A 22,562-nucleotide genomic window follows, 5' to 3' on the forward strand; every position below is an offset into this window, starting at 1 on the left:
GGGGTTTTCCCGCTCTCGCCGTTGTGTGATCTCAGGTCCACCTCAGCAGCGCGGGAGTTCCCCGGCTGTCCTGTGTTCCCGTGCCTGTCCTTGCAGGGCGGGGGTTTTCCCGCTCTCGCCGTTGTGTGATCTCAGGTCCACCTCAGCAGCGCGGGAGTTCCCCGGCCGTCTTGTGTTCCTGTGCCTGTCCTTGCAGCACGGGAGCTTCCCACCCCCCGCCCTGTGTTCCCGCGCCCACCCTTGCAGCGCGGGGGTTTCCCACCCCCCCCGCCCTGTGATCCCACGCCCACCTCAACAGCGCGGGGGAGTTCCCCACCCTCCGCCCGTGTCCCTACGCCCACCCCGCAGCGCGGGGCAAACGGGTGGGTGGGTGGGAGGTATCCGCCGCGGAGCGGCGGGACAGGGGCGCCGCCCCCCGGGCGGGGAAGGCGGGGTCGCGGTAGTGCGGGTTCTGCGTTGGGGGTGCGGTGCGGGGGAGACTGGGGGGATGCGGACTGCGTATGGCGTGGAGAGTGTCAGGGGCGCGGAGCGGGAGGCCATGGGGCTGGGGCCCGAGGGAGCGCTGATGCGGAGGGCGGCGGCCGGCCTGGCCGCCGAGTGCGCGCGGCTGCTCGGCAAGGTGTACGGCGCGCGGGTCACGCTGCTGGTGGGCAGCGGGGACAACGGCGGCGACGCCCTGTACGCCGGGGCGAGGCTGGCCCGGCGCGGGGCGGGAGTCAGCGCGGTGCTGCTCGCCCCCGACCGAGCCCACCCCGGCGGGCTCGCCGCGCTGCGGGCCGCCGGGGGCGTGGTCGTGGACGGGGACGAGGCCAGGGCGGAGGGCGTGGTCGCCGGGTCCCGGCTGGTCGTGGACGGAATCGTGGGCATCGGGGGGCGCGGCGGACTCCGCGAGCGCGCCGCTCAGCTTGCCGCCGCCGCGCGGAACGCCCTGGTCGTCGCCGTGGACCTGCCGAGCGGCGTCGACGCGGACACGGGCGAGGTGCGCGGCGAGGCGGTGCGCGCCGATGTGACGGTGACTTTCGGGGCGTACAAGCCGGGGCTGTTGATCGATCCGGGACACGAGTACGCCGGTGTGGTGCGGCTCGTCGACATCGGGATCGGACTGCCCGCGGAGGAGCGGGTTCTGGAGGCCCTTCAGTACGTCGATGTGGCGGGGCTGCTGCCCGAGCCGAGCGTCGAGAGCGACAAGTACCGGCGCGGCGTCGTCGGGATCGTCGCCGGCTCCGCGCGGTACCCGGGCGCCGCCGTGCTCTGCGTGGCGGGCGCGCTGCGTGGCGGCGCGGGCGCGGTCCGGTACGTGGGGCCTGCCGCGGACGCCGTCATCGCGAGGTTCCCCGAGGCCCTGGTGTCGGCGGGGCCGCCGTCGAAGGCGGGGCGGGTGCAGGCCTGGGTCGTGGGGCCCGGGCTCGGGGACGACGAGGAGCGGCTGCGGGATGTGGTCGACGCCGATGTGCCCGTACTGATCGACGCGGACGGCCTGCGGCTCGCGGGGGAGCGGGAGGTGCGGGCGCGGCGCGCGCCGACGTTGCTCACGCCGCATGCCGGGGAGGCCGCCGCCCTTCTCGGTGTCGCCCGCGAGGAGGTGGAGGCGGGCCGGCTCTCCGCCGCGCGGGAGCTGGCGGAGAGGTTCGGCGCGACCGTCCTGCTGAAGGGCTCCACGACGCTGGTCGCCCCGAGGGAGGGCGCCGTACGCGTCAACCCCACCGGAACCCCCTGGCTCGCCACCGCGGGCAGCGGCGACGTGCTCTCCGGCCTTGCGGGCTCCCTGCTCGCGGCGGGCCTCGGCGCGCGGGACGCGGGTTCGGTCGGCGCGTACCTGCACGGCCTCGCCGCGCGCCGCGCCGCGGACGGGGCACCGGTGGCGGCACAGGACGTGGCCGATGCGATTCCGGGTGCGTGGAGGGACGTACGGCGGCCGGACTGATCCGGCCTGTGGCGGCTCTGAGAGACTTGGGCGCGATGAACGAGACAGCCCCTTTCCGTGTCCGCGCCGAGATCGACCTCGGCGCCCTCCGCGCCAACGTGCGCTCGCTGCGCGCCCACGCGCCGGACGCCGCGTTCATGGCCGTGGTGAAGGCCGACGCGTACGGCCACGGGATGGTGCCCTGCGCCAGGGCCGCCGTCCAGGCGGGTGCCGCCTGGATCGGTACCGCGACGCCGGAGGAGGCCCTGGCCCTGCGTGCCGCGGGTCTGCCGGGGCGGATCATGTGCTGGCTGTGGACACCGGGCGGGCCGTGGCGCGAGGGCGTCGAGGCCGGTCTGGACATGTCGGTGAGCGCGCTGTGGGCGCTGCGTGAGGTGACGGCGGCCGCCCGCGAGGCGGGCCGCACCGCGCGCGTCCAGCTCAAGGCCGACACGGGTCTCGGGCGCAACGGCTGCTTGCCGGCCGACTGGCCCGAGCTGGTCGCCGAGTCGCTGCGCGCCGAGGCCGAGGGGCTCGTCGCCGTCACCGGCCTCTGGTCGCACTTCGCGTGCGCCGACGAGCCGGGGCACCCGTCGATCGCCGCCCAGCTCTCCGTCTTCCGCGAGATGGTGGCGTACGCCGAGGAGCAGGGGATACGCCCCGAGGTGCGGCACATCGCCAACTCTCCGGCCACGCTCACGCTCCCGGACGCCCACTTCGATCTCGTACGGCCCGGCATCGCGATGTACGGCGTCTCGCCGAGCCCCGAGGTGGGCACCCCCGAGGAGTTCGGGCTGCGGCCCGTGATGAGGCTCACCGCCTCGCTCGCCCATGTGAAGCACGCTCCGGGGGGTCACGGCGTCAGTTACGGGCATCAGTACGTCACCCCGGGCGACACGACCCTCGGTCTCGTCCCCGCGGGGTACGGCGACGGCATTCCGCGCCACGCCTCCGGTACGGCCCCGGTGCTTGTCGACGGCAAGTGGCGGACGGTCGCGGGCCGCGTGGCGATGGACCAGTTCGTGGTCGACCTAGGCGGGGACGAGCCCGAAGTGGGCGCGGAGGCGGTGCTGTTCGGGGCCGGCGACCGCGGGGAGCCGACCGCCGAGGACTGGGCGCAGGCCGCGGGCACCATCGCGTACGAGATCGTCACCCGCATCGGATCGCGTGTCCCGCGCGTCTATGTGAATGAGCGGCTCGGCATCGGAGAGATGTGAAGAGCGGTCCGACCACTGACTAGGAGCGGCACGTGAGCGAGAGCACCACGGGGGCCGCCGCGGCGGAAGCGGTGACGGAAGCCGTGACAGAGGCGGTGACGGAGGTCGCCGCCGCGGCCGGGAACTGGCGCCGGGCCGGGGTGGCAGGCGCCGCGCTCGGCGTCATCGCCGCCGGTGCGGCCGCGGGGGTCGCCATCGAGCGGCTCACGGTGGGCCGCGGCATGCGCAAGAAGGCCCGCCTCGCGCTCGACGCCGCGGGGCCGTACGGCTCGCTGCGCGGCATGCCGGGCACGGCGTACGCGGACGACGGCACGGAGCTTTCGTACGAAGTCGAAGAGGGCGAAGAGGGTGGAGGGGCCGAGCCGGGCAGTGGGCGGGGTGCGCGCGGGCGGAGGTTCTTCGGGCGCCGTGACCCCGCGCCCGTCACCGTCGTCTTCAGCCACGGCTACTGCCTGAGCCAGGACTCCTGGCACTTCCAGCGGGCCGCCCTGCGCGGTGTGGTCCGCGCCGTCTACTGGGACCAGCGCAGCCACGCCCGCTCCGGGCGCGGCGTCGACCAGGTGGAGCGGGGGGTGCCGGTCTCCATCGACCAGTTGGGGAGCGATCTGAAGGCCGTCATCGACGCGGCCGCGCCCGAGGGGCCGCTCGTCCTCGTCGGGCACTCCATGGGCGGCATGACGACCATGGCCCTGGCCGACCAGTTCCCGGAGCTGATCCGTGAGCGCGTCGTGGGCGTCGCCCTCGTCGGTACGTCGTCGGGGCAGCTCGGTCAGGTGAACTTCGGGCTCCCGGCGGCCGGGGTGAACGCGGTCCGGCGGGTGCTGCCCGGCGTCCTGCGGGCGCTCGGCTCGCAGGCCGAGCTGGTGGAGCGGGGGCGGCGGGCCACCGCCGACCTCTTCGCCGGCGTCATCAAGCGCTACTCGTTCTCGCGCAAGGACGTGGACCCGGCGATCGCGCGGTTCGCCGAGCGGATGATCGAGTCGACGCCGATCGACGTGGTCGCGGAGTTCTACCCGGCGTTCAACGAGCACGACAAGGCGGCGGCGCTCCGGCACTTCACCGAGCTGCCGGTGCTGGTGCTGGCCGGGGCGAAGGACCTGGTCACGCCGAGCGAGCACAGCGAGGCGATCGCCGCCCTGCTGCCGGACGCCGAGCTGGTCCTGGTCCCGGACGCCGGGCACCTGGTCATGCTGGAGCACCCCGAGGTGGTCACGGACCGGCTGGCGGAGCTGCTGGCCAGGGCGGGCGTCGAGCGGGCGGCGGCAGATGCGGCCGATGCGGGGTCGACCAGCGGCTAACGTGGACGGTATGGAAGCACCGCACCACCAGGCCCCCGCCAACGTACTCGGCATCACCGTCAACTCCCCCGAACAGATGGGCGAGTTGGGCCGCCGCCTGGCGAAACTCCTGCACCCCGGCGACCTCGTCATGCTCACCGGCGAGCTGGGCGCCGGCAAGACGACGCTGACCCGCGGCCTCGGCGAGGGCCTCGGCGTGCGCGGCGCCGTCACCTCGCCGACCTTCGTCATCGCCCGCGTCCACCCGCCGCTCGGCGCGGGTCCCGCGCTGGTGCACGTCGACGCGTACCGCCTGGGCGGCGGGCTCGACGAGATGGAGGACCTGGACCTCGACGTCTCGCTGCCCGAATCGGTGATCGTCGTGGAGTGGGGCGACGGCAAGGTCGAGGAGCTCTCGGACGACCGGCTGCACGTCGTCATCGACCGGGCCGTGGGCGACACGACGGACGAGGTGCGCGAGGTGACGCTGACCGGGCTCGGTGAGCGGTGGTCGGGCGCGGATCTGGCGTCGCTGGCGGCCTAGGCCGCGCGGATCCGGTGCGTTCACCCGAAGGTTCCGACAAGTCGTCGGCAAGATGTTGCGTCGCGTACGCCGCGCGTGGTCACATGGGTACCGGTACTGGTTAGGTCTACCTAACCACGTCTGCCCCCGGGAGCCCAGGAGGCATCCATGTCGGCTTCAGAACGTGACGCGAAGGCACCACCGCGGCCGCCGCGCGGCCTGCCGGGATCTCTGGCCGTCGCGGGATTCCCGCCCCCGTCGATGAGCGAACTGCTGGCGTCCTGCGCCGCCGCGACCGCGGTCTCCACGCCGCCGCGCGATCCGGCGCCCGCCGACGGCGCCTCTACGGAGTAAGGCCGTCCGTCCCGCTGACCGGGAACGACGGCTCCAGGCAGGGGACGACGGCTCAGGGAACGGCGACTCAGGGAACGACGACGACCTTCTTGCCGTGCAGCGCGAACTCCCACATCGCGTTGCCGTGCGCCCGCGACTCGCGGATGCCGCCCGTCTTCTTCGACGGGTCCGGCTTCGGCGTCGAGCCGTCGACCGCCGCGCTGAAGCCGATCGTGATCCCGTCGACGCTCGTGAAGCGCACGACGTGCTCGATCGGCACGCCGTCCGTACCGGTGACGGAGCCCGAGCGGGAGCCGACGCGGTAGGTGCCCGGCGCCGGGTCGACCGAGCCCGGCGTCACCTGGAACGTGATCCGCACCTTCCCGGAGGGCTCGACCAGCCAGACGCGGTCGTCGCGCAGGGAGTACACGACCCGTTCGCCCGCGCCGGAGTCCGCGGGCACCGCCGTCGGCCTCGCCTTGTCCTTGGGGGCGCGCGGGGCGGAGGCGGCGGGGGACTTCTCGGGGCGCTTGGAGAGGCTGTCCGGCACGTTGGCCGAGGCCTGATAGGCCAGGAAGCCGACCGCGGCGAGCGCGACGGCGGTGAGCCCGGCCACAAATCCCGAGCTGCTCCTTGACACCTTGCGCCACCCACCTTTTCGTACTGCGTACGGCTACGGAGTGACGGTAGCAGCAGGCACCGCACATCCCGGGGCGGCCGTGCGCCGGGCGCCGGAGCCGTAGGCTGTTCGCGTGCTCTTGCTCGCTCTTGATACCGCAACGCCCGCCGTCACCGTGGCCCTGCACGACGGTTCCGCCGTCGTGGCCCAGGCGAGCCAGGTGGACGCCCGCCGTCACGGGGAACTGCTGCTCCCGGCCGTCGACCGTGTGCTCGCCGACGCCGGCCTGAGACTCGACGCCGTCACCGGCATCGTCGTCGGTGTGGGCCCCGGCCCCTACACAGGGCTGCGCGTCGGCCTGATGACCGCCGACACGTTCGGCCTCGCGCTCGGCGTACCCGTGCACGGCGTGTGCACGCTGGACGGCCTCGCGTACGCCAGTGGGATCGAGGACGGCCCCTTCGTGGTGGCCACCGACGCCCGCCGCAAAGAGGTCTACTGGGCGCGCTACGACAACGTACGTACGAGGGTGAGCGAGCCCGCCGTCGACCGGCCCGCGGACATCGCCGCCGAGGCCGAGGGGCTGCCCGTGGTCGGCGCGGGCGCGCTGCTCTACCCCGACACCTTCCCGGACGCCCGCGCCCCCGAGCACGTCTCGGCGGCGGCGCTCGCCTCCCTGGCCGCCGAGAAGCTCGCCGCGGGCGAGGCGCTCCTTGAGCCCCGGCCGCTCTATCTGCGCCGACCCGACGCGCAGGTGCCGAAGAACTACAAGGTGGTCACCCCCAAGTGACCGAGGCGACCGATGCGACCGATGCCACCGAGGTGACCGAGCCCGCCGTGCTGCGCGAGATGCGCTGGTGGGACATCGACGCGGTGTTCGCCCTGGAGAAGGAGCTCTTCCCGGACGACGCCTGGTCGCGCGGCATGTTCTGGTCCGAGCTGGCCCACGCGCGCGGGCCGCTCGCCACCCGCCGCTACGTGGTGGCCATGGACGGCGACCGCCTCGTCGGGTACGCGGGACTCGCCGCCGCGGGCGACCTCGCCGACGTCCAGACCATCGCCGTCGCCCGCGACCACTGGGGCACCGGGCTCGGCGCCCGGCTCCTCACCGACCTGCTCCAGGCCGCGACCGCCTTCGAGTGCGCCGAGGTCATGCTCGAAGTGCGGGTCGACAACACCCGGGCGCAGAAGCTGTACGAACGCTTCGGCTTCGAGCCCATCGGCTTCCGGCGCGGCTACTACCAGCCGGGCAATGTAGATGCCCTGGTCATGCGCCGCACCGATCCCTCCACCCCCGTATCCGGCGTACAAGGAACCGAGATTCATGGCTGACTCGCGCGACGAACCCCTCGTCCTCGGCATCGAGACCTCCTGCGACGAGACGGGCGTCGGCATCGTCCGCGGCACCACGCTGCTCGCCGACGCCGTCGCCTCCAGCGTCGACGAGCACGCCCGGTTCGGCGGTGTCGTGCCCGAGGTCGCCTCCCGCGCGCACCTCGAAGCGATGGTGCCGACCATCGAACGCGCCCTGAAGGAAGCGGGGGTGAGCGCGAAGGACCTCGACGGCATCGCGGTGACCGCCGGTCCCGGGCTCGCGGGCGCGCTGCTCGTCGGGGTGTCGGCGGCCAAGGCGTACGCGTACGCCCTCGGCAAGCCGCTGTACGGCGTCAACCACCTCGCCTCGCACATCTGTGTGGACCAGCTGGAGCACGGGCCGCTGCCCGAGCCGACCATGGCGCTCCTGGTCTCCGGCGGCCACTCCTCCCTGCTGCTCTCCGCCGACATCACCTCCGACGTACGGCCCCTCGGCTCGACCATCGACGACGCGGCGGGCGAGGCCTTCGACAAGATCGCGCGGGTGCTGAACCTCGGCTTCCCCGGCGGCCCCGTCATCGACCGGTACGCGCGCGAGGGCGACCCGACCGCCATCGCCTTCCCGCGCGGTCTGACCGGGCCCCGCGACCCCGCGTACGACTTCTCCTTCTCCGGGCTCAAGACGTCCGTCGCCCGCTGGATCGAGGCGAAGCGGGCCGCGGGCGAGGAGGTGCCGGTGCGGGACGTGTCGGCGTCCTTCCAGGAGGCGGTCGTCGACGTGCTGACCCGCAAGGCCGTGCGGGCCTGCAAGGACGAGGGCGTGGACCACCTGATGATCGGCGGTGGCGTGGCCGCCAACTCGCGGCTGCGGGCGCTCGCGCAGGAGCGGTGCGAGAAGGCCGGGATCCGGCTTCGCGTGCCGCGCCCGAAGCTGTGCACGGACAACGGCGCGATGGTCGCCGCCCTCGGCGCGGAGATGGTGGCGCGCAACCGTTCGGCGTCCTCCTGGGACCTGTCGGCGGACTCCTCGCTGCCGGTGACGGAACCGCACGTCCCGGGACACGCGCATACGCACACCCACGATCACGTGCACGAGGTCAGCAAGGAGAACCTCTACCCGTGACCGTCGCGCTGATGTGGGAGGCCCGCGCCGTCGAAGGGCGCGGCGAGGAACTGCTCGCGTGGGCGCGGGCGCAGCGGCTGGCCGGTGAGCCGGTCCGGCGGGAGCACTTCCGGGCGCCGCGGGACCGGGTCCTCGTCGTCACCTGGTGGGACGCCGCGTACGACGCCGAGCTGCCGGAACTGCCGGAGCCGACGGCGGAGTTGGTGACACGGGCGGTGCACCGCTGGCGGTTCGAGTCGGTCGACGCGGGCTGACGTTCAGCGGTTCCGGTACGTCAGCAGGTACCGCCAGAAGAGCAGGTGCCGCACGCTGCCGCCGGGCAGGAGGCGGGCCGCCTCCGCGCGGACCTGGGGGAGCGTCATGTCCGGCTGTCGTACGGGCGCCTTGAGCGGCGGCTTCGGTTCGCCGCGCAGCCGCTCGCCCGCGTACACCGCCATCCGTGCCACGGCGTTCACCGGGGACGCCACGGGGTCCCACCACGTCGGCCCGGAGTAGCAGCCGAGGACGAGCAGGGTGCCGCCGGGGGCGAGCGCGGCGCGCAGGCGCGTGACCGTGGCGAACGGCACGTGGTGCAGGCTCGCCAGGCAGGTGATGACGTCGTAGCGGCCCTCGGGCAGCTCCTCCTCGGTCACGTCCGCCTGCCGGTAGCGGGGGCCGCCGCCGGCCTCCTCGGCCGCGGCGATGACCTCGGCGGACGGGTCGATCGCGTCGACCTCGTAGCCGCGCGCCGCGAGACGGCGGGCGAAGCGGCCGGTGCCGCAGCCGACGTCGAGGGCGGTGCGGCCGCCCGGCGGCAGCCGGCGCAGGAGCAGTGGGTGGTAGTGGTCGTTGTGGTCGAAGGGCATGCGGGGAGCCTGGCACAGGGCGCCCCGCGCACGGTCCGGAAAGAAACTTCGAAGAATCTCGGCGGCGATGTCGAAACGGGCGTATCCCGTTCGACGCAGGGGTGAGAGGCGAGGGGAAAGCCCCCGCCACCACCCGATGGGAGACCACCATGCCGCGCTTTCTGACGATGATCCGCATCGACGAGAACAACGCGCCCGAGGGCGGCCCGAGCCCTGAACTCCAGGAGCGCATGGGCGTGCTGCTCGACGAGATCACCAAGGCCGGGGTGATGCTCGACAACGCGGGCCTCGCGCCGACCGCGCAGGGCACCCGCGTGACCTGGGACAAGGGTGAACTCTCCGTCACCGACGGGCCGTTCACCGAGACCAAGGAGGTCATCGGCGGCTACCTGATCACGCAGGCCAAGGACAAGGCCGAGGCGATCGAGTGGACGAGGCGGTTCCTCAAGACCCACGAGGACTACTGGACGGTCACCGCGGAGGTGCGGGAGATCATAGGCGGCTGACCGGGGCCTGTCCGGGGCCTGTCCGGGGCCTGACCGGGGCCCGGCAGTCCTGAGCCGAGTCTTTGCGGAGGCGGCGCCGGGGTGCTCTGATGGGTGGCCGTGAGCCACCGTCCGGAGCACCCCCGCCCCGCCACGCAGGATCCCGTGGAGACCGTCTTCCGCATGGAGGCGCCGCGCATCATCGCCGGCGTCGCGCGGATCGTACGAGACGTCGGCATCGCCGAGGAGCTGGCGCAGGACGCCCTGGTGGCGGCCCTTGAACAGTGGCCCGAGCGGGGGGTCCCCGACAACCCCGGCGCCTGGCTCATGGCCACCGCCAAGCACCGCGCCATCGACCTGGTGCGCCGACGGGAGCGCTACGCGCGCAAGCTGGCCGAGGTCGGCCGCGACCTGGAGAGCGCGCCGCCGCACCTCGACGAGCCCGCCGACCCCGACGCCATCGACGACGACCTGCTCCGCCTCGTCTTCACCGCCTGCCACCCCGTGCTCTCCGCCGAGGCCCGCGTGGCGCTCACCCTGCGCCTGCTCGGCGGCCTGACGACCGCGGAGATCGCCCGCGCGGTGCTCGCCCCGGAGGCGACGGTCTCCCAGCGCGTCGTGCGGGCCAAGCGCACGCTCGCCGCCAAGGCCGTCGCCTTCGAGGTCCCCTACGGCCCCGACCGCGACGCCCGCCTCGGCTCGGTCCTCGAAGTCATCTACCTCATCTTCAACGAGGGGTACGCGGCGACGGCCGGCGACGACTGGCTGCGCCCCGCGCTGTGCGAGGACGCCCTGCGGCTGGCCAGGGTCCTCGCCGGGCTCATGCCCAAGGAGTCCGAGGTGCACGGCCTGGCCGCCCTGCTGGAGCTCCAGGCGTCCCACGCGGCGGCGCGCACCGGCCCGTCCGGCGAGCCGGTGCTCCTCAGGGACCAGAGCCGGGCCCGCTGGAACCAGATGCTGATCCGGCGCGGCTTCACCGCCCTGGCCCGGGCGCGGGCGACGGCGGCCTCGGGGGCTCTCGGGCCGTACGCGCTGCAGGCCGCGATCGCCGCGTGTCACGCCCACGCGCATACGTACGAGGAGACCGACTGGCGGCAGATCGCCGCCCTGTACGGCCTGCTCGCCGCCCGCGCCCCGTCCCCGGTGGTCGAACTGAACCGCGCCGTCGCGGTCTCCATGGCGGAAGGGCCGGGGGCGGGCCTCGCCCTGGTCGACGCGCTCACCGCGGAACCGGCCCTGCGCCGCTATCACTTGCTGCCCAGCGTGCGGGGGGACCTCCTCGAACGGCTCGGGCGGTCCGCGGAGGCGCGGGCGGAGTTCGAGCGGGCGGCGGCGTTCGCTCGCAATGAGCGGGAGCGGCAGTTGTTGCTGGGGCGGGCGAAGGAGTGCGGGTAGGGCTCCGCCCGGGGTTCCTGGCCAGGCGCCGCCCCTGTGGCGTGCCGTCTCGGGGCTCCGCCCCGGACCCCGCTCCTCAAGCGCCGGAGGGGCTGAAACTGACCGGCTGTCCGATCAGCAAACGCCGGAGGGGTTGAAACTCACCGGCTGTCCGATCAGCATCGTCGGCGCCCCCGCCACCCGCGTCAGGAACACCGTCGCCGCGTTCTTGCCCTGTGGCTTCACCTTGCGGCGCAGTTCCTCCGGTTCCACCGCCGAGCCTCGCTTCTTCACCGTCAGGATCCCGACGCCCCGCTCCCGCAGCAGCGCTTTCAGCTTCTTCACGCCGAAGGGGAGCTGGTCGGTGATCTCGTACGCCACCGCGTAGGGCGTCGCCCGCAGCACGTCGGAGGTGACGTACGCGATGGTCTCGTCGATCAGTCCGCCGTCGACCCGGGCCGCGACCTCGGCGACCAGGTGCGCGCGGATGACGGCGCCGTCCGGCTCGTACAGGTACCGCCCCACAGGCCGCACCCGGGGGTCGGGCAGCATCGCGTCGAGCGAGCTCCACAGGGAGACGTTCCGGGGCAGGAGCGTCGCGCGGTGCGAGGCGGGGGAGCCCGTGCCGAACCACAGCACGGCCTCCTTCACGTCGCCGCCGTCCGAGATCCACTCGGCCTCGGCCTCGGCGGGGACCGCCTCGTGCGGGATGCCGGGGGCGATCTTCAGCGCGGCGCGCGGGGCCTTGAGGGCCGCCTCGACCGCCCAGGACAGGGGCGGGGAGTAGGACTCGGGGTCGAAGATGCGGCCGCGCTTGGAGGAGCGCCGCGCCGGGTCCACGAAGACGGCGTCGTACGCCGATGTGTCGACGTCCGTGACATCGGCCTCCCGGACCTCGATCAGGTCGGCGAGGCCGAGCGCCTGGGCGTTGGCGCGGGCGACCGCGCAGGTCAGCGGAGACCGGTCGACGGCGAGCACGGAGATCCCGGCCCGCGCGAGGGCGATCGCGTCGCCGCCGATGCCGCAGCAGAGGTCGGCGAGGGAGCGCACTCCCAGCGCCTTGAAGCGCTCGGCGCGGTGCGTGGCGACGGAGGCGCGGGTGGACTGCTCGACCCCGTTCGGCGTGAAGAACATCCGGGCCGCGTCCTCGGCGCCGAACTTCGCCGCGGCCCGGCGGCGCAGATGCGCCTGGGCGAGGGCGGCCGAGACCAGCGGCGCCGGGTGGTCGCGGCGCAGCCGGGTGGCGGCGGCGAGCTCCTGCGCGGGTTCGACGTCCCGCACCTCGTCGAGCAGGGCCCGGCCCTCGGTGGTGAGCAGGGCGGAGAAGGCGGCGAGGGCGTCGGGGGTGTCCGGGGCGCTGGGCGTGTTCGGGTCGTTCACCTGCCCCATTGTGGGCCAGTCGGTGGATGGTGCGCGGCCGGTGGCGGTGTCGGCCCCTGGGCAGGGGCGTGAGCTGGGAGGATCCGGCGCCATGCAACTAGTACGACAAAACGAGGAATCCACCGTAGGACGGAAGAATCGGACACGTTTCGTGGCGGCGGCGCTGACCGTCACGGCGATCGCCCCGGGCTGCGCATACGAGGGCGTCCCCGGGGGTGGTCCCGGGGGCGGCCCCGACGCCGTGAAGCCGGTCCATGGCCAGCAGCGCCTCCAGGACCCGCCCGCCCGCGCCCTCGACTCCTACGCCCAGCAGCTCGCCGCCGCCCGGGCCGCACGCGTCACGGCCGCCAAGCGCTGGGGCCTCGCCAGGACGCCGCTGGCCGCGCCCGCCCCGCCCGCGACCAAGCCGAAGATCAAGACTCGCAAGGGCTTCCAGGTCAAGGGCCATGCCAAGCTGCCGCCGGTCTTCACGACGATCCCGACCAAGCGGAAGGTCGTCTTCCTGACCATCGACGACGGCGCCGAGAAGGACCCGGCGCTGCTGAGAATGATGAGCGATCTGAAGATCCCGTACACGGCCTTCCTCAGCAACTACCTGGTCAAGGAGGACTACCGCTACTTCAGGAAGATGCGGGACCGCGGTGTCTCCCTGAACAACCACACCCTCAACCACCGCTACATGCCCGGACTCTCGTACGGGCGTCAGCTCCGCGAGATCTGCGGCATGCAGGACGTCATCGAGAAGCGCTACGGCAAGCGGCCCGAACTCTTCCGGCCGCCGTACGGCAACTACAACAAGAACACGCTGCGCGCCGCCAAGGCCTGCGGCATCAAGGCGGTGCCGCTGTGGGCCTCGGAGGCATTCCCCGACCGCATGGAGTGGCGCGAGTGGGACCGCGACCTGCACCCCGGCGACATCATCCTCACCCACTTCCGGGGCCGCGAGGACTGGAAGGGCACCATGCCCGACATGGTCCGCCGCGTCATGAAGACGGTCACGGACAAGGGTTACGCGGTGGCCAGGCTGGAGGACTACCTGTGACCCGGCGGGCGCGAGCGCGCCGCCGCCTCCTCGCGGGGGCACTCCTGTGCGGAGTACTCGCGCCCGCGCTGCTGACGTCTTGCGCGGAATCGGTCGACCCGATCGAACGGCTGGGCCGCAAAGCGGCGGAGAAGCTGCCTCGCAAGGAAGAACCCGCCTGTGGGCAGGTGTTCCGCGTGGCGGACGCGGGGCAACGGGAAACGAGGTGGCCACGCGCTGCCGAGACGTCTCCGAAGGAACCTCTGCCCAGGAAAAGTCGTTGCCCAGGCAAGGCCAGTGCCCCGCCCGCCCCGCCGAGGGGCACCCCAATTCCGTAAAGCCCGACGCAGCCGATTGGCACTCCGCTTGACCGAGTGCTAATCGCCGTCCTAGTCTCGCTTCTGGCACTCCCCGTTGGAGAGTGCCAACAGCGACGGGCAGGTCCGGCACCCGCGACGACGGATCCACCTGGTCGCCACTCCTAAGACTGTTAACCCCGTGAGATCTCCGAAGGGGGAGACCGGAACGTGACGACCACCAGCTCCAAGGTTGCCATCAAGCCGCTCGAGGACCGCATTGTGGTCCAGCCGCTCGACGCCGAGCAGACCACGGCCTCCGGCCTGGTCATTCCGGACACCGCCAAGGAGAAGCCCCAGGAGGGCGTCGTCCTGGCCGTGGGCCCGGGCCGCTTCGAGAACGGCGAGCGCCTGCCGCTCGACGTGAAGACCGGCGACATCGTGCTGTACAGCAAGTACGGCGGCACCGAGGTGAAGTACAACGGCGAGGAGTACCTCGTCCTCTCGGCTCGCGACGTGCTCGCGATCGTCGAGAAGTAACCACTTCACCAGCAGAATTGCTTTGAGCTGCGCCCCTGGTCACCCCGCTGATTGCCGGGCGGCGAGGGGCGTGGTTCGTTCACCCGAGTTTTCGAGAGGGCTGAATCGCTCCCATGGCGAAGATCCTGAAGTTCGACGAGGACGCCCGTCGCGCCCTTGAGCGCGGCGTCAACAAGCTTGCCGACACGGTCAAGGTGACGATCGGCCCCCGCGGCCGCAACGTCGTCATCGACAAGAAGTTCGGCGCCCCCACCATCACCAACGACGGTGTCACCATCGCCCGTGAGGTCGAGGTCGAGGACCCGTACGAGAACCTCGGCGCCCAGCTGGTGAAGGAGGTGGCGACCAAGACCAACGACATCGCTGGTGACGGCACCACCACCGCCACCGTGCTCGCCCAGGCCCTGGTCAAGGAAGGCCTGCGCAACGTAGCCGCCGGCGCCTCCCCGGCCGCCCTGAAGAAGGGCATCGACGCCGCCGTCGCGGCCGTCTCCGAGGAGCTCCTCGCCACCGCCCGTCCGATTGACGACAAGGCCGACATCGCGGCCGTCGCCGGTCTGTCCGCCCAGGACCCGCAGGTCGGCGAGCTCATCGCCGAGGCGATGGACAAGGTCGGCAAGGACGGTGTCATCACCGTCGAGGAGTCCAACACCTTCGGCCTCGAGCTCGACTTCACCGAGGGCATGGCCTTCGACAAGGGCTACCTGTCGCCGTACATGGTCTCCGACCAGGAGCGTATGGAGGCCGTCCTCGACGACCCGTACATCCTGATCCACCAGGGCAAGATCTCCTCCATCCAGGACCTCCTGCCGCTGCTCGAGAAGGTCATCCAGGCCAACTCCTCGAAGCCGCTCCTGATCATCGCCGAGGACGTCGAGGGCGAGGCCCTGTCGACCCTGGTCGTGAACAAGATCCGCGGCACCTTCAACGCCGTCGCGGTGAAGGCCCCCGGCTTCGGCGACCGCCGCAAGGCGATGCTCGGCGACATGGCCACCCTCACCGGTGCGACCGTCATCGCCGAGGAGGTCGGCCTCAAGATCGACCAGGTCGGTCTCGACGTGCTCGGCACCGCCCGCCGCGTCACCATCACCAAGGACGACACCACGATCGTCGACGGCGGCGGCAACAAGGCCGACGTCGAGGGCCGCGTCAACCAGATCAAGGCCGAGATCGACGCCACGGACTCCGACTGGGACCGCGAGAAGCTCCAGGAGCGCCTCGCGAAGCTGGCCGGCGGCGTGTGCGTGATCAAGGTCGGCGCCGCCACCGAGGTGGAGCTGAAGGAGAAGAAGCACCGTCTGGAGGACGCCATCTCCGCGACCCGCGCCGCGGTCGAGGAGGGCATCGTCTCCGGTGGTGGCTCCGCGCTCGTCCACGCCGTGAAGGTCCTGGAGGGCAACCTCGGCAAGACCGGCGACGAGGCCACCGGTGTGGCCGTCGTCCGCCGCGCCGCCGTCGAGCCGCTGCGCTGGATCGCCGAGAACGCCGGCCTGGAGGGTTACGTCATCACCTCCAAGGTCGCCGAGCTCGACAAGAACTTCGGCTTCAACGCCGCGACCGGCGAGTACGGCGACCTGGTCAAGGCCGGCGTCATCGACCCGGTCAAGGTCACGCGCTCCGCGCTGGAGAACGCCGCGTCGATCGCTTCCCTGCTGCTGACGACCGAGACGCTGGTCGTCGAGAAGCCGGCGGACGACGAGGCCGACGCCGGGCACGGCCACGGCCACGGTCACTCGCACTGACCGCTGCGCTCGGCTTGAACGGTGACTGAGGCCCGGCTCTCCTTTCGGGGAGCCGGGCCTCAGTGCTTTCCGGCTTCGCGGCTGCCGGGCCCCGTCAGGGGCGCGGGGAGCTGCGCGACCAGCCGAGAACCGGCCCGCACCCGGCAACGACAGAGCAACCCGGCAGACGCGACCCGCCCCCCGCTCAAGCCTTATTGCGGGCCGTACTTGCGGCCCGTGCGGGACGTGACGCCACCCAGCAGCGCCCTCGGCGTCACCTTCACCATGCCCATCAGCGCCTTGTACCGCGGATCCGGCACCGACACGGTCTTGCCCCGCGCCAAGTCGACCAGCGCCGTCGCGACCAGCTTGTCCGCGTCGAGCCACAGCCAGTTGGGGATGTTCGACGTTCCCATCCCGGCGCGCTCGTGGAACTCCGTACGGACGAAGCCGGGGCAGAGCGCCATCAGCCGCACCCCGCTGCCCGCCAGGTCCTTCGCCGCGCCCTGGGTGAACTGCACGACCCACGCCTTCGACGCGCCGTACGTCCCGCGCGGCACGAACGCGGCCACCGAGGCGACGTTCACCACCCCGCCCCGGCCGCGCTCCCGCATGGACTCCGTCGCCGCCGACGTCAGCCGGAGCACCGCCTCGCAGTGCACCTTGAGCATGGTCAGCTCATCGCGCAGCGAGACCTCCAGGTACCGGCCCTTGTTGCCGAACCCGGCGTTGTTGATCAGCAGGTCGACGGGGTCCCTGCGGTTCGAGAGCCGCTTCTCGACGGCTTCGATGCCGTCGTCCGTCGAGAGGTCCGCCGTGAGCACCTCCGCCTCGATGCCGTGCCGGTCGTGCAGCTCGGTCGCCTGCTCGCGCAGCCGCTTGGTGTCGCGCGCCACGAGGACGAGGTTGTGGCCGCCACCGGCGAGGCGTCGCGCGAAGGCGGCGCCGATGCCGGCGGTTGATCCCGTAATCAGAGCCGTAGTCATGGCCCAAGGCTAGTGAGATCCGGCCACGGCCGTAATCGCGCGTATGCCGCGCCCCTGGGTCACGAGGCTCCCGCGCACGCCACGCCCCCGGGTCACGAGGCTCGCGCGCCGTACTGCGCCACGTACGTGCGCGCCCGCTCGGCCGTCTCGGGATGCAGCGCCTCGCCCGCGGCGAGCAGCCGCGGCAGCAGCTCCTGCTCCGTCGTGATGGCCCGGAACTGGAAGCCGACGGTGACCTCGTGCTCAGGTCGGTGCACGATCTCGATGGCGTCCCCGGCCCGGATCTCACCGGGCTCGATCACCCGCAGATAGGCCCCCGGAGCGCCTTCCCGAGTGAACCGCTTCACCCACCCCTTCTCGCCGAGGTGCCCCTGGAACGTACGGCAGGGGATGCGCCCGCTCGTCACTTCGAGCACCAGATCGGGGCCGATTTGCCAGCGCTCGCCTATCTTCGCGCCGTTCACGTCCAGCCCGGACGTCGTGAGGTTCTCGCCGAAGGAGCCGTCCGCCAGGGACCGTCCGAGCATGCGCTCCCACGCGTCGAGGTCCTCGCGGGCGAAGGCGTACACCGCCTGGTCGTCACCGCCGTGATGGCGCATGTCGCAGACCTCGTCACCGGCGAGCCCGCTGCCGCCGACGCCCTTCGCGCCCGGCGCGGCCACCCGGACCGGCCCCGGCGCCGGGCGCTTGTCGATGGCGGTGCCGCCGGAGGGGGCGTCGGTGTAGTCGACGGCGCGGTAGCGGCCCAGATTCACAGAGAGAAGCTTCATGACCCGGCAGGGTATGCGGGCGCCACTCAAAGGCGCCATACGATATTTCGCACCACGTCCAAGGCTCGCTTATGCTCGAAGGATGATCGAGGCCCGTCATCTCCGTGTCCTGCGCGCCGTGGCCGCCACCGGCTCCTTCTCGGCCGCGGCCCGCGAGCTCGGCTGTACCCAGCCCGCCGTCAGCCAGCAGATGAAGGCCCTCGAATCCTCCACGGGCACGCCGCTGCTGATCCGCACCGGCCGCGAGATGCGCCTGACGCAGGCGGGCGAGGCCCTGGTCCGGCACGCCGCGGGCATCCTCGCCGGGCTCACCGCCGCGGAGGAGGAGGTCGCCGCGATCGCGGGGCTGCGCGCGGGCCGGGTCCGGCTCGTCTCCTTCCCGAGCGGCAGCTCGACTCTGGTCCCCGGCGCCCTCGCGGCGCTGCGCGCGGCCCACCCCGGCACGCGCGTCTCGCTCGTGGAGGCCGAGCCGCCGCGCTCGGTGGAGATGCTGCGGGAGGGCGACTGCGACGTGGCGCTGGCGTTCCGGTACGAGGGGCGGCGCGAGGCCGAGGAGTGGGACGACCTCGTCGTACGCCCGTTGCTCGCGGACCGGCTCGTCGGCCTCGTGCCCGAGGGGCACCGGCTTGCCGGGGCGGACGCGGTCACCATCGGGGAGTTCGCCGACGAGCCGTGGATCGCGGGCTGCCCGCGCTGCCGCAGGCAGTTGGTGGAGGTCTGCGAGGTCGCGGGCTTCGTGCCCCGGATCGACTTCGCCACCGACGACTATCCGGCGGTGATCGGCCTGGTGGGCGCCGGCCTGGGAGTGGCGGTGCTGCCCGAACTGGCGATCGAGTCAGTGCGCCCGAGGGGTGCACGCACAGTGACGGTGGAGCCGGTGGTGCGGCGGGAGATCGTCGCGCTCACGCTGCCGGACCTGGCGCAGGTGCCGGCCGTCGCCGCCACGCTGGACCACCTCGCGCGGGCCGCGGCCCGCTGACGGGCAGACGTTCCTGAAGAAACGTTCCTTCAGTGGTGTGGCGCGGTCCCGCCCGCCGACGCGGACGCCGTGACCAGGCGGTTGCGCGCCCGCCCCATGAGTTCCTCGCGCTCGTCCTCGGTCAGCCCGCCCCACACGCCGTACGGCTCGCGCACCGCGAGCGCGTGAGCGGCGCACTCCGCGCGTACCGGGCACCGCATGCAGACCTCCTTGGCGGAGTTCTCTCGCGCGCTGCGCGCCGCGCCCCGCTCACCCTCCGGATGGAAGAAGAGTGAGCTGTCGACCCCGCGGCAGGCCGCGAGGAGCTGCCAGTCCCACAGGTCCGCGTTCGGTCCGGGAAGGCGGGAGAAGTCTGCCATTACTGGTCCCCTTGAAGCCGTTCTGAGGCGGATACGGTGCCCATGACCGTCATCACGGTACATCTACTGTCTAAGGAGATGAAAATATGACTCATTGCGAATCTAGCCATAGACACCGTGAAATGGGAAGAAAAGCCGCTAAATGGGGCATGGCTTGTGATGAAACGTTGAGGGTGTACCGCGCGCACTGCACTGTGTCCGCGCCCTCACGTAGAGTGCCGAAGATGGCTGACTGCCCCGTAACTCTTTCGGGTGACCGTCGTTGAGAGTGCGAGGCGGTTGAGAGAAAAAGCGCTCGGGCAGGTGTCCGAGAGCGTCAACCGCACAGGTGACGAATATGTACCAGCCTGGAGGCTCAAGGTGACGCGCAGCAGCTGTGAGAGCCGCGGAGGACAGTCATGACATCCGTCCTCGTCTGCGACGACTCCCCGCTTGCCCGAGAGGCGCTCCGCCGAGCGGTCGCGACCGTACCCGGCGTCGAGCGTGTGACGACGGCGGCCAACGGCGAGGAAGTCCTCCGCCGCTGGGGCGCCGACCGCTCGGACCTGATTCTGATGGACGTACGCATGCCCGGTCTGGGCGGCGTGGAGACCGTCCGGCGGCTGCTGTCCGCCGACCCCGGTGCGCGCATCATCATGCTCACCGTCGCCGAGGACCTCGACGGGGTCGCGCTCGCGGTCGCCGCCGGTGCCCGCGGCTATCTGCACAAGGACGCCTCGCGCGCCGAGCTGCGCGCGACGGTCACGCAGGCGCTCGCCGACCCGACGTGGCGGCTCGCCCCGCGCAGACTGCGCTCGGCCGAGATGGGCGCCGCGCCCACGCTCACCGCGCGGGAGATCCAGGTCCTCGAAGGCATGAGCCACGGCCGTTCGAACGCGGAGATCGGGCGCGAGCTCTTCCTCTCCGAGGACACGGTGAAGACGCACGCCAGGCGGCTCTTCAAGAAGCTCGGCGCCTCGGACCGGGCGCACGCGGTGGCGCTCGGATTCCGCTGGGGCCTGGTCCGCTGAGTGTGCCGCAGCGGGGGCACGGCGCTCCCCGCCCGCCGTGCGGTGGGCGGGGCGACGGGCACCCGCCGCACCCCTCCTCGGGAGCGGTTGCCGTCGCTTCGCGGCCGATGCCGCATCCTTGAGGTGTGGAGTTCCTCGGGGACGAGTCGATCGAGCGGGAGGGGAGGGCGCAGGAGATGAGTTCCGGCGCACCTGCTCATAACGCTTCAGTGCACAACTACGGACGCGGTGCGACGAATCAGTCGCCGCCAAGGCACCATGGACCGATGCGTGATGACAGGACGACGGTGATCGGTGCCCTCGTCCTCCGCGCCGTAGAGGGCGACGATCAGGCCACGCACGACCTTCTCGCACACGTGCACCCTCTTGCGCTGCGTTACTGCCGCACCCGGCTGTCCCGGCTGCCGGGTGACGCTCGCCACTTCGTGGAGGATCTGGCGCAGGAGGTCTGCGTCGCCGTCCTGCTCGCCCTGCCGCGCTACAAGGACACGGGCCGCCCCTTCGAGGCGTTCGTCTTCGCGATCGCCGCGCACAAGGTGGCCGATCTGCAGCGCGCGGCGATGCGCCGTCCCGGTTCCACCGCCGTGCCCTCCGACGAGATGCCCGAGCGGCCCGACGACTCGCTGGGCCCGGAGGAGCGCGCGCTGCTCAGCAGCGACGCGGAGTGGGCCAAGAAGCTCCTCGCCAACCTTCCGGAGAACCAGCGCGAGCTGCTCCTGCTCAGGATCGCCGTCGGCCTCACGGCCGAGGAGACCGGGCAGATGCTGGGAATGTCCCCGGGGGCGGTGCGGGTGGCCCAGCACCGGGCGCTGAGCCGCCTGCGGGCGCTCGCCGAACAGTAGACGTACGAACGTACAAAGCTTGCCGATGATCTTGATCGTGGAATGGGACACCCTCCGTTCCCGTTAGCATGGACATCCGCACCGATCAAGGCCATTTGGGGAAGGTGTCATGACTGCAAACGGCGGTTCTTCGACTGGGGTGCCCGAGAAATTCGCGACGCTCGGGCTGACCTACGACGACGTGCTGCTGCTGCCGGGCGCGTCGGACATGGCGCCCGACCAGATCGACACTTCCTCGCTCATCTCGAAGAACGTGCGGGTGAACGTCCCGCTGCTCTCCGCGGCGATGGACAAGGTCACCGAGGCCCGCATGGCGATCGCCATGGCGCGCCAGGGTGGCGTCGGCGTGCTGCACCGCAACCTCTCCATCGCCGACCAGGCCAACCAGGTCGACCTGGTCAAGCGCTCCGAGTCCGGCATGGTCACCGACCCGATCACGGTGCACCCGGACGCGACGCTCGCCGAGGCCGACGCGATCTGTGCGAAGTTCCGCATCAGCGGCGTCCCGGTGACCGACGCGGCGGGCAAGCTGCTCGGCATCGTCACCAACCGCGACATGGCCTTCGAGTCGGACCGCTCGCGCCAGGTGCGCGAGGTCATGACGCCGATGCCGCTGGTCACCGGCAAGGTCGGCATCTCCGGCGTGGACGCCATGGAGCTGCTGCGCCGCCACAAGATCGAGAAGCTTCCGCTGGTCGACGACGCGGGCGTCCTCAAGGGCCTCATCACGGTCAAGGACTTCGTGAAGGCAGAGAAGTACCCGAACGCCGCGAAGGACCAGGAGGGCCGCCTCCTCGTCGGTGCCGCCGTCGGTGTCGCGGGTGACGCCTTCGAGCGCGCCCAGGCCCTGGTCGCGGCGGGCGTCGACTTCATCGTCGTCGACACCGCGCACGGCCACTCCCGCCTGGTCGGCGACATGGTCGCCAAGATCAAGTCGGACGCCCCGGGAGTCGACGTCATCGGCGGCAACATCGCCACGCGCGAGGGCGCCCAGGCGCTCATCGACGCCGGTGTCGACGGCATCAAGGTCGGCGTCGGACCCGGCTCCATCTGTACGACCCGTGTCGTCGCCGGCATCGGCGTGCCGCAGGTGACGGCCATCTACGAAGCGTCGATCGCCGCCAAGGCGGCCGGTGTCCCGGTCATCGGCGACGGCGGCCTGCAGTACTCCGGAGACATCGCCAAGGCGCTCGTCGCCGGCGCGGACACGGTCATGCTGGGCTCGCTCCTCGCAGGCTGCGAGGAGTCCCCGGGTGAGCTGATGTTCATCAACGGCAAGCAGTTCAAGTCGTACCGCGGCATGGGCTCGCTCGGCGCGATGCAGACCCGCGGCGAGCGCAAGTCCTTCTCCAAGGACCGCTACTTCCAGGAGGGCGTAGCCTCCGACGAGAAGCTGGTGCCCGAGGGCATCGAGGGCCAGGTGCCCTACCGCGGTCCGCTCTCGGCCGTCGTCCACCAGCTGGTGGGCGGTCTGCGCCAGTCGATGTTCTACGTGGGCGGGCGCACCGTCCCCGACCTGCAGGCCAACGGCCGTTTCGTCCGCATCACGTCCGCGGGTCTCAAGGAGAGCCACCCGCACGACATCCAGATGACGGTCGAGGCGCCGAACTACAGCCGCAGTAAGTAGTCTTCCGGCTCCACGCAC

At 72.0% G+C, this 22,562-nt stretch carries 24 protein-coding genes; 18 read left to right on the forward strand and 6 right to left on the reverse strand.

From position 1 onward, the window contains the following. Positions 1 to 487: 487 nt before the first annotated feature. The 5 genes from ACWDVB_RS08445 (at position 488) to ACWDVB_RS08465 (ending at position 5,274) form a co-directional block, all read left to right on the forward strand. Positions 488 to 1,924, forward strand: coding sequence for an NAD(P)H-hydrate dehydratase (locus tag ACWDVB_RS08445; RefSeq protein WP_451518096.1), 1,437 nt, complete (start codon positions 488 to 490; stop codon positions 1,922 to 1,924). Positions 1,925 to 1,959: 35 nt separating this feature from the next. Next, positions 1,960 to 3,120 carry an alanine racemase gene (gene alr, locus ACWDVB_RS08450; protein WP_451518097.1) on the forward strand — a complete coding sequence of 387 codons (1,161 nt, stop codon included), beginning with the start codon at positions 1,960 to 1,962 and terminating at the stop codon, positions 3,118 to 3,120. A 32-nt stretch (positions 3,121 to 3,152) separates the two neighbouring features. Then, entirely contained in the window at positions 3,153 to 4,418 is a 1,266-nt protein-coding gene (locus ACWDVB_RS08455; protein WP_451518098.1) for an alpha/beta fold hydrolase, read from the forward strand. Between the two features lie 10 nt (positions 4,419 to 4,428). After that, a complete protein-coding gene (gene tsaE, locus ACWDVB_RS08460) occupies positions 4,429 to 4,941 on the forward strand; it encodes a tRNA (adenosine(37)-N6)-threonylcarbamoyltransferase complex ATPase subunit type 1 TsaE (protein WP_451518099.1) in 513 nt (170 codons plus the stop codon). 147 nt (positions 4,942 to 5,088) lie between these two features. Next, positions 5,089 to 5,274, forward strand: a complete 186-nt coding sequence (locus ACWDVB_RS08465; protein WP_451518100.1) for a hypothetical protein — start codon at positions 5,089 to 5,091, stop codon at positions 5,272 to 5,274. 67 nt (positions 5,275 to 5,341) lie between these two features. Here the strand turns inward: ACWDVB_RS08465 and ACWDVB_RS08470 are convergent, their stop codons facing one another. Next, complete coding sequence (locus ACWDVB_RS08470; protein ID WP_451518101.1) at positions 5,342 to 5,893, reverse strand: hypothetical protein; 552 nt, start codon at positions 5,891 to 5,893, stop codon at positions 5,342 to 5,344. Between the two features lie 112 nt (positions 5,894 to 6,005). Between ACWDVB_RS08470 and tsaB the strand changes: the two genes are divergently transcribed. From tsaB to ACWDVB_RS08490, 4 genes are read left to right on the forward strand one after another with little or no spacing between them, the layout of a single operon-like run. After that, entirely contained in the window at positions 6,006 to 6,662 is a 657-nt protein-coding gene (gene tsaB, locus ACWDVB_RS08475; RefSeq protein ID WP_451518102.1) for a tRNA (adenosine(37)-N6)-threonylcarbamoyltransferase complex dimerization subunit type 1 TsaB, read from the forward strand. Positions 6,663 to 6,721: 59 nt separating this feature from the next. Next, complete coding sequence (rimI, locus tag ACWDVB_RS08480; RefSeq protein ID WP_451518142.1) at positions 6,722 to 7,204, forward strand: ribosomal protein S18-alanine N-acetyltransferase; 483 nt, start codon at positions 6,722 to 6,724, stop codon at positions 7,202 to 7,204. Beyond that, entirely contained in the window at positions 7,197 to 8,309 is a 1,113-nt protein-coding gene (gene tsaD, locus ACWDVB_RS08485) for a tRNA (adenosine(37)-N6)-threonylcarbamoyltransferase complex transferase subunit TsaD (protein ID WP_451518103.1), read from the forward strand. The genes rimI and tsaD overlap by 8 nt, the downstream gene beginning before the upstream one ends. Then, complete coding sequence (locus ACWDVB_RS08490; RefSeq protein ID WP_451518104.1) at positions 8,306 to 8,563, forward strand: hypothetical protein; 258 nt, start codon at positions 8,306 to 8,308, stop codon at positions 8,561 to 8,563. The genes tsaD and ACWDVB_RS08490 overlap by 4 nt, the downstream gene beginning before the upstream one ends. Positions 8,564 to 8,566: 3 nt before the next feature. Here ACWDVB_RS08490 and ACWDVB_RS08495 read toward each other — a convergent pair whose 3' ends face one another. Continuing rightward, positions 8,567 to 9,154: a class I SAM-dependent methyltransferase gene (locus ACWDVB_RS08495; protein WP_451518105.1), complete on the reverse strand. Its 588-nt coding sequence runs from the start codon at positions 9,152 to 9,154 to the stop codon at positions 8,567 to 8,569. Between the two features lie 149 nt (positions 9,155 to 9,303). Here ACWDVB_RS08495 and ACWDVB_RS08500 point away from each other — a divergent pair, with 149 nt between their 5' ends. Together ACWDVB_RS08500 and ACWDVB_RS08505 are read left to right on the forward strand one after the other, a co-directional pair. Beyond that, on the forward strand, positions 9,304 to 9,660 hold the full coding sequence (locus ACWDVB_RS08500; protein WP_451518106.1) for a YciI family protein: 357 nt from the start codon (positions 9,304 to 9,306) through the stop codon (positions 9,658 to 9,660). A gap of 162 nt (positions 9,661 to 9,822) precedes the next feature. Further along, complete coding sequence (locus tag ACWDVB_RS08505; RefSeq protein ID WP_451518143.1) at positions 9,823 to 11,034, forward strand: RNA polymerase sigma factor; 1,212 nt, start codon at positions 9,823 to 9,825, stop codon at positions 11,032 to 11,034. Between the two features lie 114 nt (positions 11,035 to 11,148). Here the strand turns inward: ACWDVB_RS08505 and ACWDVB_RS08510 are convergent, their stop codons facing one another. After that, complete coding sequence (locus tag ACWDVB_RS08510; protein ID WP_451518107.1) at positions 11,149 to 12,402, reverse strand: class I SAM-dependent methyltransferase; 1,254 nt, start codon at positions 12,400 to 12,402, stop codon at positions 11,149 to 11,151. 82 nt (positions 12,403 to 12,484) lie between these two features. Between ACWDVB_RS08510 and ACWDVB_RS08515 the strand changes: the two genes are divergently transcribed. From ACWDVB_RS08515 to groL, 3 genes are all read left to right on the forward strand, one after another. After that, positions 12,485 to 13,435, forward strand: a complete 951-nt coding sequence (locus ACWDVB_RS08515; RefSeq protein WP_451518108.1) for a polysaccharide deacetylase family protein — start codon at positions 12,485 to 12,487, stop codon at positions 13,433 to 13,435. Positions 13,436 to 13,941: 506 nt separating this feature from the next. Beyond that, positions 13,942 to 14,250: a co-chaperone GroES gene (gene groES / locus ACWDVB_RS08520; protein WP_017239619.1), complete on the forward strand. Its 309-nt coding sequence runs from the start codon at positions 13,942 to 13,944 to the stop codon at positions 14,248 to 14,250. 113 nt (positions 14,251 to 14,363) lie between these two features. Then, positions 14,364 to 15,992 (forward strand): chaperonin GroEL, encoded by a 1,629-nt coding sequence (gene groL / locus ACWDVB_RS08525; RefSeq protein WP_451518109.1) that lies wholly within the window; start codon positions 14,364 to 14,366, stop codon positions 15,990 to 15,992. A 191-nt stretch (positions 15,993 to 16,183) separates the two neighbouring features. On the opposite strand, the gene ACWDVB_RS08530 is transcribed toward groL, so the two are convergent. Next, positions 16,184 to 16,957, reverse strand: coding sequence for an SDR family NAD(P)-dependent oxidoreductase (locus ACWDVB_RS08530; protein ID WP_451518110.1), 774 nt, complete (start codon positions 16,955 to 16,957; stop codon positions 16,184 to 16,186). Positions 16,958 to 17,049: 92 nt separating this feature from the next. Further along, positions 17,050 to 17,727 carry an MOSC domain-containing protein gene (locus ACWDVB_RS08535; protein WP_451518111.1) on the reverse strand — a complete coding sequence of 226 codons (678 nt, stop codon included), beginning with the start codon at positions 17,725 to 17,727 and terminating at the stop codon, positions 17,050 to 17,052. An 82-nt stretch (positions 17,728 to 17,809) separates the two neighbouring features. Between ACWDVB_RS08535 and ACWDVB_RS08540 the strand changes: the two genes are divergently transcribed. Continuing rightward, positions 17,810 to 18,706 carry a LysR family transcriptional regulator gene (locus ACWDVB_RS08540; protein ID WP_451518112.1) on the forward strand — a complete coding sequence of 299 codons (897 nt, stop codon included), beginning with the start codon at positions 17,810 to 17,812 and terminating at the stop codon, positions 18,704 to 18,706. 29 nt (positions 18,707 to 18,735) lie between these two features. Here ACWDVB_RS08540 and ACWDVB_RS08545 read toward each other — a convergent pair whose 3' ends face one another. After that, the gene (locus ACWDVB_RS08545; RefSeq protein WP_451518113.1) at positions 18,736 to 19,065 is read right to left on the reverse strand and encodes a WhiB family transcriptional regulator; all 330 of its coding nucleotides are present in this window, start codon (positions 19,063 to 19,065) and stop codon (positions 18,736 to 18,738) included. A gap of 398 nt (positions 19,066 to 19,463) precedes the next feature. Here ACWDVB_RS08545 and ACWDVB_RS08550 point away from each other — a divergent pair, with 398 nt between their 5' ends. The 3 genes from ACWDVB_RS08550 (at position 19,464) to guaB (ending at position 22,544) form a co-directional block, all read left to right on the forward strand. Further along, a complete protein-coding gene (locus ACWDVB_RS08550) occupies positions 19,464 to 20,075 on the forward strand; it encodes a response regulator transcription factor (RefSeq protein WP_003948568.1) in 612 nt (203 codons plus the stop codon). A 266-nt stretch (positions 20,076 to 20,341) separates the two neighbouring features. After that, positions 20,342 to 20,917, forward strand: coding sequence for a sigma-70 family RNA polymerase sigma factor (locus ACWDVB_RS08555; RefSeq protein ID WP_451518114.1), 576 nt, complete (start codon positions 20,342 to 20,344; stop codon positions 20,915 to 20,917). Between the two features lie 109 nt (positions 20,918 to 21,026). After that, positions 21,027 to 22,544 (forward strand): IMP dehydrogenase, encoded by a 1,518-nt coding sequence (gene guaB / locus ACWDVB_RS08560; RefSeq protein ID WP_451518115.1) that lies wholly within the window; start codon positions 21,027 to 21,029, stop codon positions 22,542 to 22,544. Positions 22,545 to 22,562 lie beyond the last annotated feature (18 nt).

The organism is Streptomyces sp. NPDC003379, assembly GCF_053589195.1.

Bases quoted from the DNA above. Each gene is read 5' to 3' on its own strand.
- ACWDVB_RS08445 (WP_451518096.1), top strand. From the start codon at position 488: ATGCGGACTGCGTATGGCGTGGAGAGTGTCAGGGGCGCGGAGCGGGAG.
- alr (WP_451518097.1), top strand. From the start codon at position 1,960: ATGAACGAGACAGCCCCTTTCCGTGTCCGCGCCGAGATCGACCTCGGC.
- tsaE (WP_451518099.1), top strand. From the start codon at position 4,429: ATGGAAGCACCGCACCACCAGGCCCCCGCCAACGTACTCGGCATCACC.
- ACWDVB_RS08465 (WP_451518100.1), top strand. From the start codon at position 5,089: ATGTCGGCTTCAGAACGTGACGCGAAGGCACCACCGCGGCCGCCGCGC.
- rimI (WP_451518142.1), top strand. From the start codon at position 6,722: ATGCGCTGGTGGGACATCGACGCGGTGTTCGCCCTGGAGAAGGAGCTC.
- tsaD (WP_451518103.1), top strand. From the start codon at position 7,197: ATGGCTGACTCGCGCGACGAACCCCTCGTCCTCGGCATCGAGACCTCC.
- ACWDVB_RS08495 (WP_451518105.1), bottom strand. From the start codon at position 9,154: ATGCCCTTCGACCACAACGACCACTACCACCCACTGCTCCTGCGCCGG.
- ACWDVB_RS08500 (WP_451518106.1), top strand. From the start codon at position 9,304: ATGCCGCGCTTTCTGACGATGATCCGCATCGACGAGAACAACGCGCCC.
- ACWDVB_RS08505 (WP_451518143.1), top strand. From the start codon at position 9,823: ATGGAGGCGCCGCGCATCATCGCCGGCGTCGCGCGGATCGTACGAGAC.
- ACWDVB_RS08510 (WP_451518107.1), bottom strand. From the start codon at position 12,402: ATGGGGCAGGTGAACGACCCGAACACGCCCAGCGCCCCGGACACCCCC.
- ACWDVB_RS08515 (WP_451518108.1), top strand. From the start codon at position 12,485: ATGCAACTAGTACGACAAAACGAGGAATCCACCGTAGGACGGAAGAAT.
- groL (WP_451518109.1), top strand. From the start codon at position 14,364: ATGGCGAAGATCCTGAAGTTCGACGAGGACGCCCGTCGCGCCCTTGAG.
- ACWDVB_RS08530 (WP_451518110.1), bottom strand. From the start codon at position 16,957: ATGACTACGGCTCTGATTACGGGATCAACCGCCGGCATCGGCGCCGCC.
- ACWDVB_RS08535 (WP_451518111.1), bottom strand. From the start codon at position 17,727: ATGAAGCTTCTCTCTGTGAATCTGGGCCGCTACCGCGCCGTCGACTAC.
- ACWDVB_RS08540 (WP_451518112.1), top strand. From the start codon at position 17,810: ATGATCGAGGCCCGTCATCTCCGTGTCCTGCGCGCCGTGGCCGCCACC.
- ACWDVB_RS08545 (WP_451518113.1), bottom strand. From the start codon at position 19,065: ATGGCAGACTTCTCCCGCCTTCCCGGACCGAACGCGGACCTGTGGGAC.
- ACWDVB_RS08550 (WP_003948568.1), top strand. From the start codon at position 19,464: ATGACATCCGTCCTCGTCTGCGACGACTCCCCGCTTGCCCGAGAGGCG.
- ACWDVB_RS08555 (WP_451518114.1), top strand. From the start codon at position 20,342: ATGCGTGATGACAGGACGACGGTGATCGGTGCCCTCGTCCTCCGCGCC.
- guaB (WP_451518115.1), top strand. From the start codon at position 21,027: ATGACTGCAAACGGCGGTTCTTCGACTGGGGTGCCCGAGAAATTCGCG.